Source organism: Achromobacter sp. HZ34 (assembly GCF_002209485.1).
Classification (GTDB): Bacteria; Pseudomonadota; Gammaproteobacteria; order Burkholderiales; family Burkholderiaceae_B; genus Bordetella_C.
The window spans coordinates 601,439-619,467 of sequence record NZ_NJIX01000002.1; the positions used below are offsets into that span (position 1 = coordinate 601,439).

General features: G+C 66.8%; 16 protein-coding genes. 1 reads left to right on the forward strand and 15 read right to left on the reverse strand.

All coding sequences use genetic code 11. The annotated features are described in order from the left end of the window. Positions 1-19: 19 nt before the first annotated feature. Genes CEY05_RS09440 through ndk form a run of 3 tightly spaced genes read right to left on the reverse strand, consistent with a single transcriptional unit; the run spans position 20 to position 2,125 of the window. On the reverse strand, positions 20-508 hold the full coding sequence (locus CEY05_RS09440) for a RodZ family helix-turn-helix domain-containing protein (RefSeq protein ID WP_088598212.1): 489 nt from the start codon (positions 506-508) through the stop codon (positions 20-22). Further along, positions 505-1,674, reverse strand: coding sequence for a 23S rRNA (adenine(2503)-C(2))-methyltransferase RlmN (gene rlmN, locus CEY05_RS09445; RefSeq protein WP_088598213.1), 1,170 nt, complete (start codon positions 1,672-1,674; stop codon positions 505-507). Before rlmN ends, CEY05_RS09440 begins: the two co-directional genes overlap by 4 nt. A 25-nt stretch (positions 1,675-1,699) precedes the next feature. Next, entirely contained in the window at positions 1,700-2,125 is a 426-nt protein-coding gene (gene ndk, locus CEY05_RS09450) for a nucleoside-diphosphate kinase (RefSeq protein WP_088598214.1), read from the reverse strand. Between the two features lie 147 nt (positions 2,126-2,272). On the opposite strand from ndk, the gene CEY05_RS09455 reads away from it, so the two are divergent. Continuing rightward, positions 2,273-5,185, forward strand: a complete 2,913-nt coding sequence (locus CEY05_RS09455) for a valine--tRNA ligase (protein ID WP_088598215.1) — start codon at positions 2,273-2,275, stop codon at positions 5,183-5,185. Positions 5,186-5,347: 162 nt separating this feature from the next. Here CEY05_RS09455 and trmD read toward each other — a convergent pair whose 3' ends face one another. From trmD to CEY05_RS09515, 12 genes are all read right to left on the reverse strand, one after another. Then, positions 5,348-6,124, reverse strand: a complete 777-nt coding sequence (trmD, locus tag CEY05_RS09460; RefSeq protein WP_088598216.1) for a tRNA (guanosine(37)-N1)-methyltransferase TrmD — start codon at positions 6,122-6,124, stop codon at positions 5,348-5,350. Continuing rightward, positions 6,124-6,774, reverse strand: a complete 651-nt coding sequence (gene rimM / locus CEY05_RS09465; protein WP_088598583.1) for a ribosome maturation factor RimM — start codon at positions 6,772-6,774, stop codon at positions 6,124-6,126. Before rimM ends, trmD begins: the two co-directional genes overlap by 1 nt. Before the next feature lie 26 nt (positions 6,775-6,800). Then, positions 6,801-7,061, reverse strand: a complete 261-nt coding sequence (gene rpsP, locus CEY05_RS09470) for a 30S ribosomal protein S16 (protein ID WP_088598217.1) — start codon at positions 7,059-7,061, stop codon at positions 6,801-6,803. 249 nt (positions 7,062-7,310) lie between these two features. Then, a complete protein-coding gene (hemC, locus tag CEY05_RS09475; protein ID WP_158219303.1) occupies positions 7,311-8,285 on the reverse strand; it encodes a hydroxymethylbilane synthase in 975 nt (324 codons plus the stop codon). Positions 8,286-8,304: 19 nt separating this feature from the next. Next, a complete protein-coding gene (locus CEY05_RS09480) occupies positions 8,305-8,532 on the reverse strand; it encodes a sulfurtransferase TusA family protein (RefSeq protein ID WP_088598219.1) in 228 nt (75 codons plus the stop codon). Next, the gene (gene alaS, locus CEY05_RS09485; RefSeq protein WP_088598220.1) at positions 8,532-11,153 is read right to left on the reverse strand and encodes an alanine--tRNA ligase; all 2,622 of its coding nucleotides are present in this window, start codon (positions 11,151-11,153) and stop codon (positions 8,532-8,534) included. The genes CEY05_RS09480 and alaS overlap by 1 nt, the downstream gene beginning before the upstream one ends. A gap of 90 nt (positions 11,154-11,243) precedes the next feature. Next, positions 11,244-12,485, reverse strand: coding sequence for a hypothetical protein (locus CEY05_RS09490; protein WP_088598221.1), 1,242 nt, complete (start codon positions 12,483-12,485; stop codon positions 11,244-11,246). A gap of 192 nt (positions 12,486-12,677) precedes the next feature. After that, a complete protein-coding gene (locus CEY05_RS09495; RefSeq protein WP_088598222.1) occupies positions 12,678-13,298 on the reverse strand; it encodes a type 4 pilus major pilin in 621 nt (206 codons plus the stop codon). A 51-nt stretch (positions 13,299-13,349) separates the two neighbouring features. Further along, positions 13,350-14,456, reverse strand: coding sequence for a general secretion pathway protein (locus tag CEY05_RS09500; RefSeq protein ID WP_088598223.1), 1,107 nt, complete (start codon positions 14,454-14,456; stop codon positions 13,350-13,352). Further along, positions 14,449-16,149, reverse strand: a complete 1,701-nt coding sequence (locus tag CEY05_RS09505) for an ATPase, T2SS/T4P/T4SS family (RefSeq protein ID WP_088598224.1) — start codon at positions 16,147-16,149, stop codon at positions 14,449-14,451. Before CEY05_RS09505 ends, CEY05_RS09500 begins: the two co-directional genes overlap by 8 nt. A 6-nt stretch (positions 16,150-16,155) precedes the next feature. After that, positions 16,156-16,710, reverse strand: a complete 555-nt coding sequence (locus tag CEY05_RS31415) for a hypothetical protein (RefSeq protein ID WP_198952731.1) — start codon at positions 16,708-16,710, stop codon at positions 16,156-16,158. Then, positions 16,697-18,025, reverse strand: a complete 1,329-nt coding sequence (locus CEY05_RS09515) for a type 4b pilus protein PilO2 (protein WP_158219304.1) — start codon at positions 18,023-18,025, stop codon at positions 16,697-16,699. Before CEY05_RS09515 ends, CEY05_RS31415 begins: the two co-directional genes overlap by 14 nt. Positions 18,026-18,029 lie beyond the last annotated feature (4 nt).

Sequence of the window (18,029 nt, forward strand, 5' to 3'; positions counted from 1 at the left end):
CAGCGGCGCTGCGGCCGGCTCAGCCCGCCTGCTTGGATAACCAAGCGGGAACCCAGTGTTGCGGCAACCAGCCCTGCCAGAAGGCATAGGCCACGGCAGCGGCCACGACCACCAGGATGACCACCAGCCACCCCCAGGACGTCGAACTGGTGCGCTCTTCGTCGACGTGGGCGCCGCCGGTGGCCGAATGCAAGGGACCTTGCACCAGGCTGGCAGCCTGGGGAGCGCGCATATTCGGTTCCAGCGAGGCGATGATGGCCTGCGGATCGGCACCCAGCAAACGGGCGTAGCTGCGGATCAAACCGCGCAGGGAAATGCCCTTGGGCAGTTCGCTCCACTGCTCGTTTTCCAGGGCGTCGATCTGGCGCGGCGAAAACTTGATGCGGCTGGCCACCTCTTCGAGCGACCAGCCCTTGCTGGTGCGCAACGATCGCAAAGCCGCCCCTACGGACGCGTTCCCCGCCGTGGCGGAGGTCTCGGATACGAGTTGAGCGGCTTCTTGCGTCATGCGTGCACCTGTTTGATCGGAATTTCCCGGCGCTGCGCGGCGATGCGTTCCGTGATCTTGGTACGGTCGCGCACTTCACCCGCCAGCTGGCCACAGGCGGCGTCGATATCGTCGCCACGGGTCTTGCGCACCGTGGTGATGACGCCGGCATCCATGAGCCGCTGCGCGAAGATACGTACGCGCGCCATCGGCGAGCGTTTCAGGCCGGATTGCGGGAAAGGATTGAACGGGATCAGGTTGATCTTGCAGCGCACCTGGCGCGTGATGGCAACCAGTTCCCGGGCGTGCTGGTCGGAGTCGTTGACGCCGTCCAGCATGACATATTCGAAAGTGATGAAATCGCGCGGTGCATGCACCAGATAGCGATTGCAGGCGTCCATCAGCTCGGCCAACGGATACTTGCGGTTCAGCGGCACCAGTTCGTCGCGCAACGCGTCATTGGGCGCGTGCAGCGAAACGGCCAGGGCCACCGGGCAATCCTGCGACAGGCGGTCCATCATGGGCACCACGCCCGATGTGGACACCGTGACACGGCGGCGCGACAGGCCATAGGCATTGTCGTCCAGCATCAGGCGCAGTGAGGTCAACACCTGGTCGTAATTGAGCAAGGGCTCGCCCATGCCCATCATGACCACGTTGCTGACCACGCGATTGTCGGCCGGCGCGGTTGCAGTGGCGCCTTCAGCGCCCGGCAGGCGGGCACTGGCCAGGTCGGCTTCGAGCACCTTGCGGGCCCACCACAACTGGCCGACGATTTCGCTGGCGTGCAGATTGCGGTTGAAACCCTGGTGCCCGGTCGAACAGAAACGGCAATTGACCGTGCAGCCGGCCTGGCTGGAAATGCACAAGGTACCGCGGTCGTCCTCGGGGATGAACACGGTTTCGATGGCATTGCCCTGGCCGACGTCGAACAGCCACTTGCGGGTACCATCGGACGAACGCTGCTGGGTCATGACCGGCGGCGCCTCGATCAGGCAATTCTGCGCCAGCTGGCCGCGAAACTCGCGCGCCAGGTCGGTCATGGCGTCGAACGAATCGGCGCCGCGCTGGTGCACCCAGCGTTGCAGCTGCTTGGCACGAAAGGGCTTACCGCCCCAGCGCGCCACGAGCCCGGCCAGCTCATCGCCGTCCAGGCCCAGCAGGTTGATACGTTCGACGGTTTCCATGATTTGCGTTTCGCCCCAGCCCGGATTAACGGCTGTGGATGTTGATTTCGGGGAAGAAGAAAGCGATTTCGACGGCGGCGGTTTCGGGAGCATCCGAACCGTGCACGGCGTTGGCATCGATGCTTTCAGCGAAGTCGGCGCGGATGGTGCCCTTCTCGGCCTTCTTGGGATCGGTGGCGCCCATCAGGTCGCGGTTCTTGGCGATGGCGTCTTCGCCTTCCAGGGCCTGGACGAACACGGGACCGGAGACCATGAAGTCGACCAGGTCCTTGAAGAAGGGGCGGGCAGCGTGCACAGCGTAGAAACGTTCGGCATCAGCGCGCGAGAGCTGCTGCAGGCGGGCAGCGATCACCTTCAGGCCGGCCTGCTCGAAACGGGCCACGATCTGGCCGATAACGTTCTTGGCCACGGCATCGGGCTTGATAATCGAGAGGGTGCGTTGGACAGACATGAAAACTCCAATAAAAACAGGGACTTCTAACAGGTTTACAGTAACCGGGCATTCTAACATGCCTATAAGACCCGTCTACATCATAAAATCGCAGGTTTAGCCCGCCGGCGTTGGATCGGTCGGGAGATCTGTCCCCGGAAACGTGTAATGAATAAAGCCGTGAACGACGCCGCCGGAAACGCCGCGTCCCCCGCCGCCGCTGCCGATACGCAGGAGCTCGCCAAGAGCTTCGAGCCGGCCGACCTGGAAGCCCGCTGGTACGCCGAATGGAAGCAGCGCGGCTACTTCGATGCGGGCCGCCACGTCGACACTGGCAATAATGACAGCAGCTACGCCATCCAGTTCCCGCCGCCCAATGTAACGGGCACGCTGCACATGGGCCACGCCTTCAACCAGACCATCATGGATGGGCTGGCCCGCTACCGCCGCATGTCGGGCGACGACACCGTGCTGATCCCCGGCACCGACCACGCCGGCATTGCCACCCAGATCGTGGTGCAGCGCCAGCTGGACGCCCAGAACATTTCCCGCCACGACCTCGGCCGCGAAAAATTCGTCGAGAAGGTGTGGGAGTGGAAGGAACAATCGGGCAGCACCATCACCAACCAGATGCGCCGCCTGGGCGCTTCGGCCGACTGGAGCCGCGAATACTTCACCATGGACGAGCGCATGTCGCGCGGCGTGGTGGAAACCTTTGTGCGCCTGTTCCGCCAGGGCCTGATCTATCGCGGCAAGCGCCTGGTCAACTGGGACCCCAAGCTGCTGACGGCCGTGTCGGACCTGGAAGTGCAGTCGGAGGAAACCGACGGCTTCATGTGGCACATCACGTATCCCTTCGTCGACGGGCCGCAGACCATCGTCGACAAGGAAGGCCAGACGGTGACGCTGCGCGGCATGACCATCGCCACCACCCGTCCGGAAACCATGCTGGCCGACGGCGCGCTGTGTGTGCATCCTGACGACGAGCGCTATCGCCACCTGGTGGGCAAGCTGGTCGAACTGCCGCTGTGCGATCGCAACATCCCCATCATCGCCGACGATTTCGTCGATCCGGAATTCGGCACGGGCTGCGTCAAGATCACCGGCGCCCACGACTTCAACGACTATGCTTGCGCCCTGCGCCACGACCTGCCGCTGATCGTCATCTTCACGCCGGACGCGCACATCAACGAGAACGGGCCGGCACAGTTCCGCGGCATGGAGCGCTACGAAGCGCGCAAGGCCGTGGTGGCCGAACTGGAAGCGCAAGGCTTCCTGGACAAGGTCGAGCCGCACAAGATGATGCAGCCCAAGGGCGACCGCACCGGCGTGGTGCTGGAACCCATGCTCACCGACCAGTGGTTCATGGCCATGAGCAAGCCGGCACCGGAAGGCACGCTGCATCCCGGCAAGAGCATCACCGAGGTGGCGCTGGAAGTGGTGGCCGACGGCCGCGTGTCCTTCTATCCCGAGAACTGGACCACCATCTACAAGCAGTGGCTGGACAACATCCAGGACTGGTGCATTTCGCGCCAGCTGTGGTGGGGCCACCAGATTCCCGCCTGGTATGCCGAGGACGGCAGCATCTTCGTCGCGCACGACGAGCAGGACGCCATCGCGCAGGCGCGCGCCGCCGGCGTGCAGGGCCCGCTGCAACGCGATCCGGACGTGCTGGACACCTGGTTCTCGTCGGCGCTGGTGCCCTTCACCGACCTGGGCTGGCCGGAGCAGACGCCTGACCTGGCGCGCTACCTGCCGTCCAGCGTGCTGGTGACCGGCTTCGACATCATCTTCTTCTGGGTCGCGCGCATGGTCATGATGACCACCCACCTGACCGGCCAGATTCCGTTCAAGCATGTCTACATGCATGGACTGATCCGCGACGCCGACGGCCAGAAGATGAGCAAGTCCAAGGGCAACACGCTGGATCCGATCGACCTGATCGACGGCGTCGACCTGGAAACGCTGGTCAGCAAGCGCACCTATGGCCTGATGAATCCCAAGCAGGCGGGCCAGATCGAGAAGGCCACGCGGCGCCAGTATCCGGACGGCATCCCGGCGTTCGGCGCCGATGCGCTGCGCTTCACCATGTCCGCCTACGCCACGCTGGGCCGTAATATCAACTTCGACCTCAAGCGCTGCGAAGGCTATCGCAACTTCTGCAACAAGCTGTGGAACGCCACCCGCTTCGTGCTGATGAACACCGAAGGCCACGACCTGAGCCAGGCCGCCAGCGCCGGTGAAACGTCGTTCGTGGACCGCTGGATCGTCAGCCAGCTGCAGGATCTGGAAGCCGAAGTGGCGCGCGGTTTCGCCGACTACCGCTTCGACAATATCGCCAACGCGCTGTACCGCTTCGTGTGGGACGAGTATTGCGACTGGTATGTCGAACTGGCCAAGGTGCAGATCCAGAACGGCACGCCGGCCCAGCAACTGGGCACGCGCGCCACGCTGATCCGGGTACTGGAAGTGGTGTTGCGCCTGGCGCATCCCATCATCCCCTTCATCACCGAAGAACTGTGGCAGAAGGTGTCGGTGGTGGCGGGCAAGCGCGCCGCCGACCAGGTCGGCAGCGTCAGCGTGCAGCCCTACCCCGTCGCCAATCCGGCCGCCATCGACAAGGCCGCGGAAGCCGAGGTGGCGAACCTGAAGGCGCAGGTGGAGGCCGTGCGCGCGCTGCGTGGCGAGATGGGCCTGTCGCCCGCGCAGAAGGTGCCGCTGGTGGCCCAGGGCGATCGCGCCGAACTGGACCGCAACGGCCCGTATCTGGCCGCGCTGGCACGCCTGAGCGAAGTGGAGACGGTGGCCGAGCTGCCGGACGTCGGCGCGCCCGTGCAGGTGGTGGGCAGCGCCCGTCTGATGCTGCGCGTGGAAATCGACGTCGCCGCGGAAACGGCCCGCCTGGACAAGGAGATCGCGCGCCTGGAAGGCGAGATCAACAAGGCCAATGGCAAGCTGTCGAACGCCAGCTTCGTCGAACGCGCCCCGGCGGCGGTGGTCGAGCAGGAGAAGGCGCGCATGGCGCAGTTCGGTGAAACGCTGGCGAAGGTGCGCGAACAGCGCAGCAAGCTGGCGAGTTGATCCAAGGGAACGTCCCGCGGGGTTCTTCCCTGCGGGGCTGCCGCCATGGCAAGGACGTAAAAACGGGCGCCATGGCGCCCGTTTTCATTTGCGATGCGATGTTGCCGCGGATGAGATCTTGCCGAGAATCGGACCTTGACGCGGGCGGCGCTTTGCCGCTGGTCAGTCGTTGCCGCGGCTGGCTGCCAGAAGCTTGAGGAAACGCTCGTCGGCGGGCGTCAGCAGGCCCTGCCGGCGCGCGGCATCGAGCAGGTCGGGCCGGCGCTGCGCGGTCAGGCGCAAGGACTGCTCGCGGCGCCAGCGGGCGATGTTGGCATGATGGCCCGACAGCAGTTCGGCCGGCACGCTGACGCCTTCGTAGACTTCCGGGCGCGTATAGTGCGGGCTGTCCAGCAAGCCGGAAAGCGCGGGATTGAAGGAATCCTGCACCGCCGAGGCATCGTCGTTGAGCACGCCCGGCATCAGCCGCACGGCGGCGTCGATGACGGCGAGGGCCGCCAATTCGCCACCGGACAGGACAAAGTCGCCGAGGGAAATCTCGTCGGTGACGCACCTGTCGATGAAGCGCTGGTCCAGGCCTTCGTAACGGCCGCAGATCAGGACCGCCCCCGGGCTGCCCGCCAATTGCTGGGCGGCAGCCTGGTCGAAGCGGCGCCCGGTGGGCGACATCAGGACGACAGGCGCGGGCGCCAGTCCGCCAGCCACCCGCTGTGCCTGGACGGCCTGCAAGGTGGCCTCCAGCGGCCCGGGCATCATGACCATACCGGGACCACCGCCATAAGGGCGATCGTCCACGGTACGGTGCACGTCATGGGTGTAATCGCGCGGGTTCCACGTGTGCAAGGCCCAGCGGGCCTGCGTATGCGCGCGCCCCGTCACCCCCAGGTCCCGGACCACGCTGAACATGTCCGGAAACAGGGTGAGGACGTCGAAACGCATCAGTAATCCAGTGGCCAGTCGCTGTCGATGCGGCGATTGGCGATGTCGACGGTATGCACGTGCGCCTGCACGAACGGCACCAGGACCTCAGCAGGACGGCCCTTGGCATCGAGCACCGTTTCTGGTTCACCCGCTGCGTTCAGGTTCTGCCGAGCGACACGCAAGACCGAATGCGCGCCATTGTCCAGCACGCCCTCGACCAGGCCCAGCAGCACGGGAGCGCCGTCCTGCTCACCATAGAGCGTGCAACCGATCAGGTCGACCCAATAAAACTCGTCGTCTTCCGGTTCGGGAAAGACAGAGCGTGGCGCATAGATCGCCATCCCGCGCAAAGCCTCGGCCTGGTCGCGGTCGGCAATACCTGCCAACTGGGCCACCACGGTCGCGCCTTGCGGGCGGGAAGTCTGGACTTTGTAGATCGCTGTCGAAGCAAAGGACGGCGCAGGCGTTGGGCCCTGCCCCGCCTTGGCGGGCGCCGCAGAGCGCGCCATCCGCCATTCGGGGAGGGAGAGCAGCACGTCGGCCTGTGCCGAATGCGGCTGCACCTTGACCCAGCCCCGCACACCGTAAGCACCGCTGATGCGGCCCAGTTCGATCAGATCATCCGTGCCCGCCGAGGTGGCGGCCGGGACCTTCGTGTTTTCGGGCATGCTCAGCGCTACAGTCAAGCCGAGCCTCAGGCCGCGGCGGAGACTTTTTCCGAATACGTCTTGACCAGGCGTTCAACGGCGGGCGACAGTTGCGCGCCATTGTCAGTCCAGTACTTCACGCGATCCAGCGAGATGCGCAGCTTTTCGCTGTTGTCGCTACCAACGGGGTTGTAGAAACCGACGCGCTCGACGAAACGGCCATCGCGGCGGTTGCGCGAATCGGTGGCCACCAGGTTGTAGAACGGACGCTTTTTGGACCCGCCGCGGGCCATACGAATCACCACCATAGGTAATCCCTTGAATTGGTTATGGAGAACAGTAGATTCTAGCATCGTTCCGGAGTAGCCGGCAAATCGATGCTGGATTGGTGCTTGATTGTTGTATTTCCCACGCGCCGGACCGGACCTGTCCGATCCGCCACGCCGGCAGCAGCGGGGCCCGCCTAGGCCCGGCCCCGGCACGGGCATCAGCCGACGCATCTCAGCCGACGCATCTCAGCCGACGCATCTCAGCCGACGCATCTCAGCCGACGCATCTCAACCGATGTATCGCGTTTCTTCGATGATCGCCTGGGCACCCAGCGCGTTCAGGCGCTTTCCCGCCCGCGTGCCCAATGCCAGCGGATCCGCGTACTGGCTTTCGTCGTAGACCTCGACGGCGCTACGGCCGTCCAGGGCGATGACGATGCCGCGCAGCTTCAGCTTGCCGTCCTCCACCCACGCATAGCCGCCGATGGGCGAATCGCAATGGCCGTTCAGCGCCTTCAACAGCGCGCGCTCGGCCTGGTAGCAGAACATGGTCTGGCGATCGTTGATCGCCGCCAGTACGGCGCGGGCCTCGTCATTGCCGGTGGCGTACTCCGCCACCACCACGCCCTGCCCCACCGCCGGGCACATTTCCTCGACCGAGAACACCCGGCTGATGCGATCGTCCAGGCCGATACGTTCCAGGCCGTTCTTCGCCAGCAGCAAGGCATCGACCGGCGGCGTGGCGCCGCCGTAGTTGAACGTCATGGGAACGCTGTCGTCCATGCGCGCGATACGCTTGTCGGCGGCGCCGCGAAACGGCACGGCCTGGCTGTCCGGAAACAGGCGGCGCAAGAAGGCGGCGCGGCGCACCGAGGCCGTACCGATCACGGCCGGCACCGCGTCCGCGGCCAGGCCCTGCTTGAGCACCATGCAATCACGCGGGTCGCTGCGCGGCAGGCAGGCGCCGATGGAAAAGCGCGTGTCGGCGTAATACTCGTCGTTGCCGGGCAGGTCCTTGAGCGAGTGCATCACCATGTCGGCCTCGCCCCGCAGCATCATGTCGTGCATGGCGGTGATGAACGCACCGCCCTTGCCGCCCATGCCGCCCAGGCGCGTCTTCAGGTCCAGGTCGGCGGCAGCGGGCCGCGTCACCATCTCGAAGGTGTGCTCGGGGAACTGCTGGCTGAGCGCGTGGATGAGGGCTTCGGTCTGACGCACCGCCATCAGGCTGGCGCGGGTGCCGATCTTGAAAGTCTTGGCCATGATGAATTCCAGAAGGCGATCAGCGCCGCCGCAGATAATGCACGCCCACGCCCTCTTCTTCCTGCTGGGCCAGCAGGGCATTGCCGGTCTGCTTGCAGAAGGCCTGGAAGTCGCGCAGGGCGTTGCGATCCGTGGTCTGCACCTTGAGCACCTGGCCGCTTTGCAACTGGGCCAGGGCTTTCTTGGCACGCAGGATGGGCAAGGGGCAGTTCAGCCCCTTGGCGTCGATTTCCAGGTCCGCATCCATCAGAGGCGCTCTTCCACCCACTGGCGCACGCTGGCAATGGCGTCCGGCAAGGCATCGGCGTCGCTGCCGCCGCCCATGGCCATGTCCGGCCGGCCGCCGCCCTTGCCGCCGATCTGTGACGAGACGAAGCCGACCAGGTCGCCCGCCTTGACGCGGCCGGTGAGGTCGGCGGTAACGCCGCCCACCACGCTGATCTTGCCGTCCTGCGAACCGGCCAGCAGCACCACCGCCGACTTCAGCTTGTCCTTGAGCTGGTCGACCATGCCGCGCAGCGCCTTGGGATCGACGGCGCCGATACCGGCGGCCAGCACCTTGACGCCCTTGACGTCGATGGTGGCCTTGGCCGCCAGATCATTGCCGGCGCTCGCGGCCAGCTTGCTGCGGGCCTGGTCCAGTTCCTTTTCCAGGGCCTTGACCTGGTCCTGCACCTGCGCGATGCGGTCGGGCAGTTCGGCCGCGGGCGTACGCAGCACGCCGGCGGCGCGGGCCAGCAGCGCGGTCTGCGCCTGCACCCAGGCCACGGTGTTGTCGCCCGTGATGGCTTCGATACGGCGCACGCCGGCGGCCACGCCGGTTTCACTGACGATCTTGAACATGCCGATGTCGCCGGTGCGCATCACATGCGTGCCGCCGCACAGTTCACGCGAGAAGCCGATGTCCAGCACGCGCACCTTGTCGCCGTATTTCTCGCCGAACAGCGCCATGGCGCCGCCCTTGACGGCGTCGTCATAGCCCATCACCTGGGATTGCGTGGCATTGTTGGCCAGCACTTCGGCATTGACGATGGCCTCGACCCGCGCGATCTGCTCGGCGGTCATCGGCGCATCCTGGGCGAAGTCGAAACGGGTCTTGTCGGGGTCGACCAGCGAACCGCGCTGCTGCACGTGCGCGCCCAGCACCTGGCGCAAGGCCTTGTGCATGAGGTGGGTGGCGGAGTGGTTGCGCACGGTGCGCGCGCGGCGCACGCCGTCGACCCGCGCCAGCAGGGTGTCACCGACCGCCAGGTGGCCGGATTCCAGCGTGCCGTGATGGCCGAACACGCCGGCCTGCACCTTCAGGGTGTCGGCCACGGCGAAGCGCACGCCGGCGGCTTCCAGCAGACCGGTGTCACCCACCTGGCCGCCGGATTCGGCGTAGAAAGGCGTGGCGTCCAGCACCACGACGGCATCCTGGCCCGCTTCGATACGAGGCACCGAAGTGCCGTTGGCGTACAGCGCGACAACCTTGACGTCGTCCAGTTCCAGGTGCTCGTAGCCTTCGAAACGCGTGTCGGCACCTTCGTAGCTCAGGCCTTCCGCCATCTTGAACTTGCCCGCGGCGCGGGCCTGTTCGCGCTGGCGCGCCATGGCGGTGTCGAAGCCGGCCAGGTCGACTTCGACCTTGCGTTCGCGGCAGATGTCGGCTGTCAGGTCGACCGGGAAACCATAGGTGTCATACAGCGTGAACAGCGTGGTGCCATCGAGCTGGCCGCCGGCCGGCACATTGGCCAGGGCGCCTTCGAGGATCTTCATGCCGTTTTCGAGGGTTTCGCCGAAACGCTCCTCTTCCTGCTTCAACACCTGGGCCACGCGCTCGGCCGTATTGGCCAGTTCGGGATAGGCCTCGCCCATCTCGCCGACCAGGTCGGGCACCAGGCGGTGGAAGAAAGGCTTGGTCTGGCCCAGCTTGTAGCCGTGGCGCAGCGCACGGCGGATGATACGGCGCAGCACATAGCCACGGCCTTCGTTGCTGGGGATGACGCCGTCGACGATCAGGAACGAACAGGCACGGATGTGATCGGCGATGACCTTGAGCGAATTGTCGTTGAGATCCGTGATGCCGGTTTCGCGCGCGGCGGCCGCGATCAGCGTCTGGAACAGATCGATCTCGTAGTTGGAATGGACGTGCTGCAGCACCGCGGCGATGCGCTCCAGGCCCATGCCGGTGTCGACGCAGGGCTTGGGCAGGCGCGGCATATTGCCGGCGGCGTCGCGCTCGAACTGCATGAACACCAGGTTCCAGATCTCGATGTAGCGGTCGCCGTCTTCCTCGGGCGATCCCGGGGGGCCGCCCCAGATTTCCGGACCGTGGTCGAAGAAGATTTCCGAACAAGGGCCGCAGGGGCCGGTGTCGGCCATCTGCCAGAAATTGTCCGAGGCGTAGCGCGCGCCCTTGTTGTCGCCGATGCGGATGATGCGCTCGGCCGGCACGCCCACTTCCTTGGCCCAGATGTCGTAGGCCTCGTCGTCTTCCTGGTAGACGGTCACCCACAGCTTGTCGGCGGGCAGCTTGTAGACCTTGGTCAACAGTTCCCAGGCGTACTGGATGGCGTCACGCTTGAAATAGTCGCCGAAGCTGAAGTTACCCAGCATTTCGAAGAACGTATGGTGGCGCGCCGTGTAGCCGACGTTTTCCAGGTCGTTGTGCTTGCCGCCGGCGCGCACGCTGCGCTGCGACGACGTGGCGCGGGTATAGCTGCGCGTTTCCTTGCCGGTGAACACGTCCTTGAACTGGACCATGCCCGAGTTCGTGAACAGCAGCGTCGGGTCATTGCCCGGGACGAGCGACGACGAGGGGACGATGGTGTGTCCCTTGGACTGGAAGAACTGCAGGAATTTCTGGCGAATCTCGGAGGATTTCATCTTGGATGAATCTGCATGGGCATTTTGGGCAATCTTCGATTATATGCAATTGGTTGCGCTTTCGAGGGAGAGGGGCGAGGCCGGGGGCTGTCAACGCACGCAGATGTAGCTGGTTGAGACGCCGTCGGCACTGATCGAATAGTCGGATGTGCGGAAAAACATCAGGGACTCGTAGCCTGGCGGACAGCTGCAATCGCCGGTGCGCGGGTTGGCCGTGGGGACCAGCGCGTACGTCTTGCAGCCGTAGACGGAATTGACGGCGTATGCGCCGCCGAAGCCGCCCGGTGAGTCCCACCGGCCCCCGACACAGGACAAGGGGCTGCCGTCTTCCGTGCGCGCCATCAGGCCGTCGGGCGCGCAGGCATCGCCCACCCTGGCCCGGGCCCCGATGAGAAGATGCCCGTCCGTGCTCAGCCGTTCCACGGCGTGCATGGACCGGGCGGCGTGAATGGCTCCAGCGGCGTGGATGGAATCGTCGGTGTGGATGGCGCCGGCGGCGTCTATGGCTCCCCCTGCATGTACGGAGCCCGCCGCGTGGATGGGGCCTCTTACGTGCACGGACCCCGCCGCATGCATGGAGCCGGCGGTGTGGATGGAGCCGGCGGCGGCCACATCTCCCTGGAAATCCGGATTGCGAGGGTCGCGGACGCGCAGGTAGGGCCACGTCGCGGCAGGGTCCAGTCCCGCCCAGACGGCGACGGTGCCGACGGCCAGGCGGGGGATGTCCGGTGCCGGCGGATTGGGAAACCGGAAATTGGGGCCACGAACAAAATCCGGCATCTGGGCGTCCACGTGGCCGCCGTAACCGCCGGTCGCGGCCAGGATCGCGGCTATCGCGGCGGGGTCGGGGCTTACCTTGCCAGTAAGGGTCGAATCCGTGCCCGGTCCGCCCGCACCTCCGGCCGTCAAGTTATCTGTTTCAGCTCCAACGCCCCAGGCACCGGCCGGTGCCAGGCTGTAGACCAGCGCGTCGAGACGGCATCCCCGGCCCGGACAGGCAGGGTGGCGCAGGATGCGGATGGCGACTCGCATGCCTCCCGCGGATGCGACGGGGAAGCCGGCTGGCAAGTGACCTTGGCGTAACAGCTCATCCAGCCGTGGGGCGTGGGGGTCGGCGTAGGCCAGGCCGCCTCGCGCATCACGCGGCGGCAGGCCTTGCACCAGGTCTTCCTGATGCAGCGCCATCATCCGCGCCAGCGCGCCACGGATTTCCGCCAGCCAGGCACCGCTGGCATTTCCCGCGGCGGCATCGGCCTGCCGGCGCCACCCATCGGCGCCCCACACCGCCGCCAGGCATGCCACCGCCAGCACCAACGCCAGTTCGAATAACAAATAGCCTCGCTGGGCCGAAGCCCACAGGGCCGGATGGGTTGGGTGGACCAGGGAGACCGCCCGCTCCGCGCGAGGGGAGATTCTTGGGCGCCTCTCAGCATTCCCCTTTGCGACTGGACAGCGCAAAGGCAAGCGCAGCGCCGCCGCCTTCCAGGCGGCCGGCGGAAGGAGCAATGCACGAGACATCGGCAATCACCGCACGGTAAACACAAAGGTGTTGGCGTCGCCCGCGCTGCATTGCTCCTGCGCGCGCGCCGGATCGTAGGGCTGGGCGGGGATGCTGGTGGCATCCTTCACCACGACGCCGCCGCCCTTGCCCTCCACCGAGATGATGTCCGCCATGCGCTGCATGACGGCAGCCAGCGTCGGACAGGCGGCGTCATTGACGTGCGTGGCGGTCAAGGTAAAGGCCGATCCTGCGCCGCCCTCGCCCACCGCCGCGGGTGCCAGGGTCAGGGTGCCGTGGCCGGCCTGCCCTTTGCCGCCCAGACCATGCGCCACCGAAGCGGACGCGCCCTCGCCCGTCACGGCGATCACCGACGAACCGCGCAAGGCCTGGGCGAGCAAGCCCGTATGTACCCCTGCATAGGGCGTGGGACCGCTGCCCTGCGCATTGGTCTTGGCGTGCGTGATGTAGCGCTGCAGCGCCTCGCCGACCTTGGGCACCTTGTTCTCGATGACGAAAGTGCCCAGCGCCGGCACGCCGATGATGGCGATCAGCAGCACGATGGCGGTGACGATGGAAACCTCGATCAACGAAAAACCGCTGTCTAAGCGTGACGGATAGGCAGGGCGTGGCAGGGAGCGTGTCATGGTGTCGGCGTCCTTAAGAAAAAAAAGCTGAAAACTTGGTCAGGCAGAAATTCATCCGCCGTGCATGCTGGTCATGGCATGGCGCATCTCATCGATGACGGCGTAGTGCCAGAGCGCCAGGCCCAGCACGGTCGCCAACCCGCACACCAGCAGGCACCAGCGCAGCACCCCGGCCTGCACGCGCAAGCGCGGCAGAAAGCGGATTTCTATTCTTTGCCGGGTACGCGCGATACCGCCTTCCACGCCATGCGCGGCCACCATGTCGGCCAGATACCAGCCCGTTTCGGCGTCGATCAAACCGGTATCGAAGGTGTCGCCGCCCACCAGGCCGGCGTCGATGCGCGCGATCATGGCGGCGATATGCGCGGCAAACCAGGGCGGCGCATCGCGGCCCAGCATGAATAGCGCCTCGCGCAGCCGTGTATCGACATTGCCGCGTTGGCGCACCAGTACGGCCAGCAGCGCCAGGAAACGGATGCAATGGAAGTCGCGATACAGGCGCCAGACCGGCCGGCGGTCCAGCCAGTCGCGCAGGCGTCCCGTATGGCGCGGCAATGCCGCCAGGAAACCCCACAGCGCCGCCGCGCCGGCCAGGCAGGCCAGCGGCAATCCCACGCGCAGCCATTCGGCCGCGCTGAACAACGCGCGCGTCAGCCCGCCATGCCACGTCGCGGGCACGGACTGGAAGACCGCCTGCAGACGCGGCACCGTCCACAGCGGCACGCTGCCGGCCAGCAATAGCGCCACCGCCAGGGCCGCCAGGCCGACCGTGCAACTGGCCAGCAAGATGCCGCGGGCCTGATCGATCAGCGTCACGGCGCGCGCCAGGTCGCGCAGGGTCGCCGCGAAAGCGCCACCGCCGGCGTCCTGCGCCACGCTCAGCAAGGCCAGTTCGCCGGCTGGCAACGTGCCGGCCCAGGCCCGCGCCGCGTCACCCGCGGACCGCTCATAGGCCGACGACCAATGGCGCGCCAGGCGGCCACGGGCCGTGGCCTGGCCATGGCGCCGCGCGTCGTCATCGAAGATGTCGCGCAGCGTCTTGCGCCCTTGCAAGCCATCCAGCAGATCGGCCAGATATTCGTAATAGCTGGCCCTGTGCGCGACGAACACCGCGGCATCGTGGCGCAGGCACACGCGCCGCCAGTACGCGCTAAGCATGGGACGTCTCCTTCCACGCGGCGCGCTCCAGCGCCACTGTTTCGAAAGCGCCAAAGCGGCTTTCGATATCGCGCGGATCGATCTGGCCCAGCGACGCCTTGTACAGCGCACAAGCCATGGCCGACTTGCCGCGCATGTCGGCATCGGTGACGGGTGCGGTGACGCGTTCACGCCACTGCTGGCGCAGGCGCACGTAATCGCGTTGGCGCACGCCGCACAGGAACGCTTCGTCCAGTCCGGGCTCTATCATTTCCGCCACCACGGTGCGGCCGTTCAGGCCCAGCAACTGCGGCAGGTCCGCCTGCGCGCACGCAGGACAGCCGGCGGGATTGCGCACGCGCAGCGTGGCCCCATCCAGCGCGTACAGACCTAGCAGCCGCGCGGCCCAGGCGCGATGGCGTGCGCCGTCGGCGCCGCGATAAAGCGCATCCAGGGGCAGCGCGCAGGCCGCGCACAGGCGCGGCAGCAAGGCCTGCCACACCAGCAGCTTGAGCACGCCGGGAATCGCCAGGAAGTCACGCGACACGCCGATGAAGTCGGAAGCCAGGCGTTCCGGGATCATCCAGGCCGCGCTGGCGTGCGTGGTCGTGTAGAGATTCACGCCGGATCCCGCCAGGTCCATGAAGGCGCGGCCGGTTTCGGCATCGCGTATTTCACCCACCAGCAAGTCGTGCATGGCGCAGCGCTTGATGGTCCGCAGCTTGGCGTCGAACACCGACGGAACCGACTCGTCCAGGCGGCGTCCCACGGTGTTCTGCAGGGCGTTGGCGATCAGGTATTCGACCGGATCCTCCAAGGTGATGACCTTGCGCGTGGCCGGCAAGGACCGGATCAAGGCCGCAATGGTGGTCGACTTGCCGGCGCCCACGGCGCCCGCCAGCACCACCGCGCCGCCTTCGGCCAGGCAAGCGCGACGCAACATGCCGATCTGCGTATCCAGGTAGCCCAGCGCCCGCAGCGACCAGCTTGCGTCATCGGCTTGCGGACGCAGCACGCGCAGGCAGACCGCCGGCCCCGTGTCGGCGGCCAGCGATGCCCAGCGCAGGATCACCGGCTTGCCATCCACTTCGATATCCAGACGTCCCTGCTGCTCGATGCGGGGATCGAACACGGCGCCGTTGCCGCCGCGCACGTCCATCCAGGCCACCGCCAGTATCTCCATCAAGGTGCCGGTGGGCATATGGCGAAAGCGCGGCGGCGCCACGTAGATGCCGCCCAGGGTGTAACGCACTTCGGACTCGGCCCGCTGCAGGAACACGTTGAAGTGCACGTCGCTGGCGTCCTGCCTGACGCCCCAGGCGACGAGGTCGACGAAGGCAGCGGCCAGCGCCGATTTATGCCGGTCCGCCAGCACCGCGCGGCGATTGCGCAGCTGGTCGGCGCCCAGCTGGCCCCGCGCCACCGCCAGCAGCAGGGGCGCGGGCAACAGATACCGCGATGGCCGGGCCATGCGGTAACCGCGCTGCACGATGAGCCGTTCGAGTTCGTCGACCTGGTCGCCGGCCGCATAGTCAGCCAGCAGGAATATCGCCGCGGTCCCGTCGCGCAAGACCACCGGGCAGAGGTGGCCGGACAGTGCTGCCAGATCGAATTCGTCGTTCAAGGGCCGCAGGAAGGCGGGCGACAGGCGGGCGATGTCGTCCTGGCTGGAAAGATGCGGCAGGCTGGCCTGCGAGGGAGGGCGCATGAACATGATTTTTCAGTTCCTGCGCTCTTCCAGCGATCTGGGGGCGTCCAGGCAGGTCACCTGCGCGTGGGTGCCGCTTTGCAGGCGCACGCACTCGCCCAGCACGGCGGCCAGGGCATAGACGCCGGCGCCGCCGCTGGGTGCGTGTTCGGGCCAACGCTGGCCCTTGCGGTAACGCGCCAGCTGGCCGTTGATGCGGACATCGACGTGCAAGCGGCGGCCAACGCCGTAGATGGCGGCGACGGCAACGCGATCGGGCTGGTCGGATCGGGTGTCCGGCCCTGGTCCGGGGCCACGTCCAGCGCCAAGTCCGGGCCCCACTCCAGCCCCACTTCCAGGCCCAGGCATGGGCGGGCTGCCGATGCCGAGTCGATCGCCGCGACGCGCCCGCAGGGCCACCTCGGTCTCCGCCTGCAACAGCGCCTCCACGCTACCCGCCACCGGCCACGCACAGCCCGCGTCCGCCGCCGGCGTATCCGAATGCGCCGAACCTGCCGCGCAGGCTGCGCTCGCGAGCAGGGCCGCTCTCATCACCCAGCGCCCCGGCAAGGTCTCAGTCTCTTTCATAGATGACTCCCTGCAGCTGCGCCATCAGCACGCTGCCGGTGGCTTCGGCGCGCCGGCCCGGCGTCACCGTCAGCGTGACCTCACGCCAGGCGGTCCCAACCGGTGGCGCCTGGAACAAGGCGTAGGAACGCAAAGGACCATGCATCAGCAAGGAACGCGAGTACAGGACGGGAACACCGGGCGGCCGTGCCATGGGGCGCCCGCTTTCGTCCACCGGGGCCGCTACCGGCAAGGCCGCGGCCGTACCCAGGGAAATACGGCCGAAAGCCGGCAGCAGCCTTTGCAAGGCACTCCCCACACGGATATCGCTGGCCTGTCGGCTGCGCAAGGCGGCGGAGGGACCCGCATTTTCAGGAGCCACCGTTGCAGGACTTGAACGCGGCCCCACTGCCACGCGCCAAGACACGCGCGCCTGTTCCAGGCCATCGAAACGCGGCCCCTCGAAGCCCGCCTGCTCACGCGCCGGCGGCGCGGCGGCAAGACGCTGATTGCTGGCGACCGGACTGGCGCGCCGATAGCTGGCCTGGCATATCCATTCCCGCGCCTGCGCGGCACAGCGCGCGGAATCCAACCCCCAGCCTTGCGCCAGCATGGGTAATTGCCGCAAGGAGATGAAGACCTGCCCCAGGCCCGCCGCATCATGCAGTGGCAATGACGCCACCTGGCGCGCCACGGCCGTGCGCCAGGCCAGCATCGGATCGGCCGCAGGCGCGGCCACTGGCGCCGGTCGCCCCCAGTGGCGCCAGGCCTGCCACGCCGCGCCCCCTGACAATCCGGCCGCGAGCAGCACGGCGATACCGCGCGCGCCGGTCGGCGCCAGCCCCACCCACGGACTGAGGCGCCACAGCGTGGTGCCCAGCCCAAGGTTGCCCGTCAAATCCGCCAGATCGAGATTGCGCATGGCCGTGGCCATGCCGGGATAGCAGTGCTCCAGCTCCGCCAGGGCGGTCAGTGCCTGTTCACGGTCCACATAGATGCGGTCGGTGCGCGCCATGACGGCGCCGTCCTGTGTTGCCACCAGCCAGGCCCGCCCCTCATCCATCATCAGCATCCCGGCGGCGGTTCCTTGCGGATGAGACTGCGCGAAGGCCTGCGCCGCGCTATGGCAGGGACGCGGGCGGCCAAGCAGGCGCGTGCAACCGACGGCGGCCGCGCGAGTGCCGCCCTGCACATAGTGCGTGGCCCGCGCTTCGCGCGCGCGCCGCCGCGCCAGGGTCTCCGGCCGGCTGCCCACCAAAGGAAACCAGCGCATGCAGAACACCAGCAGCGCACCGTCCTGCAGATCCATCGTCAATGCTTCGTCCACTGCCTGCACGTCC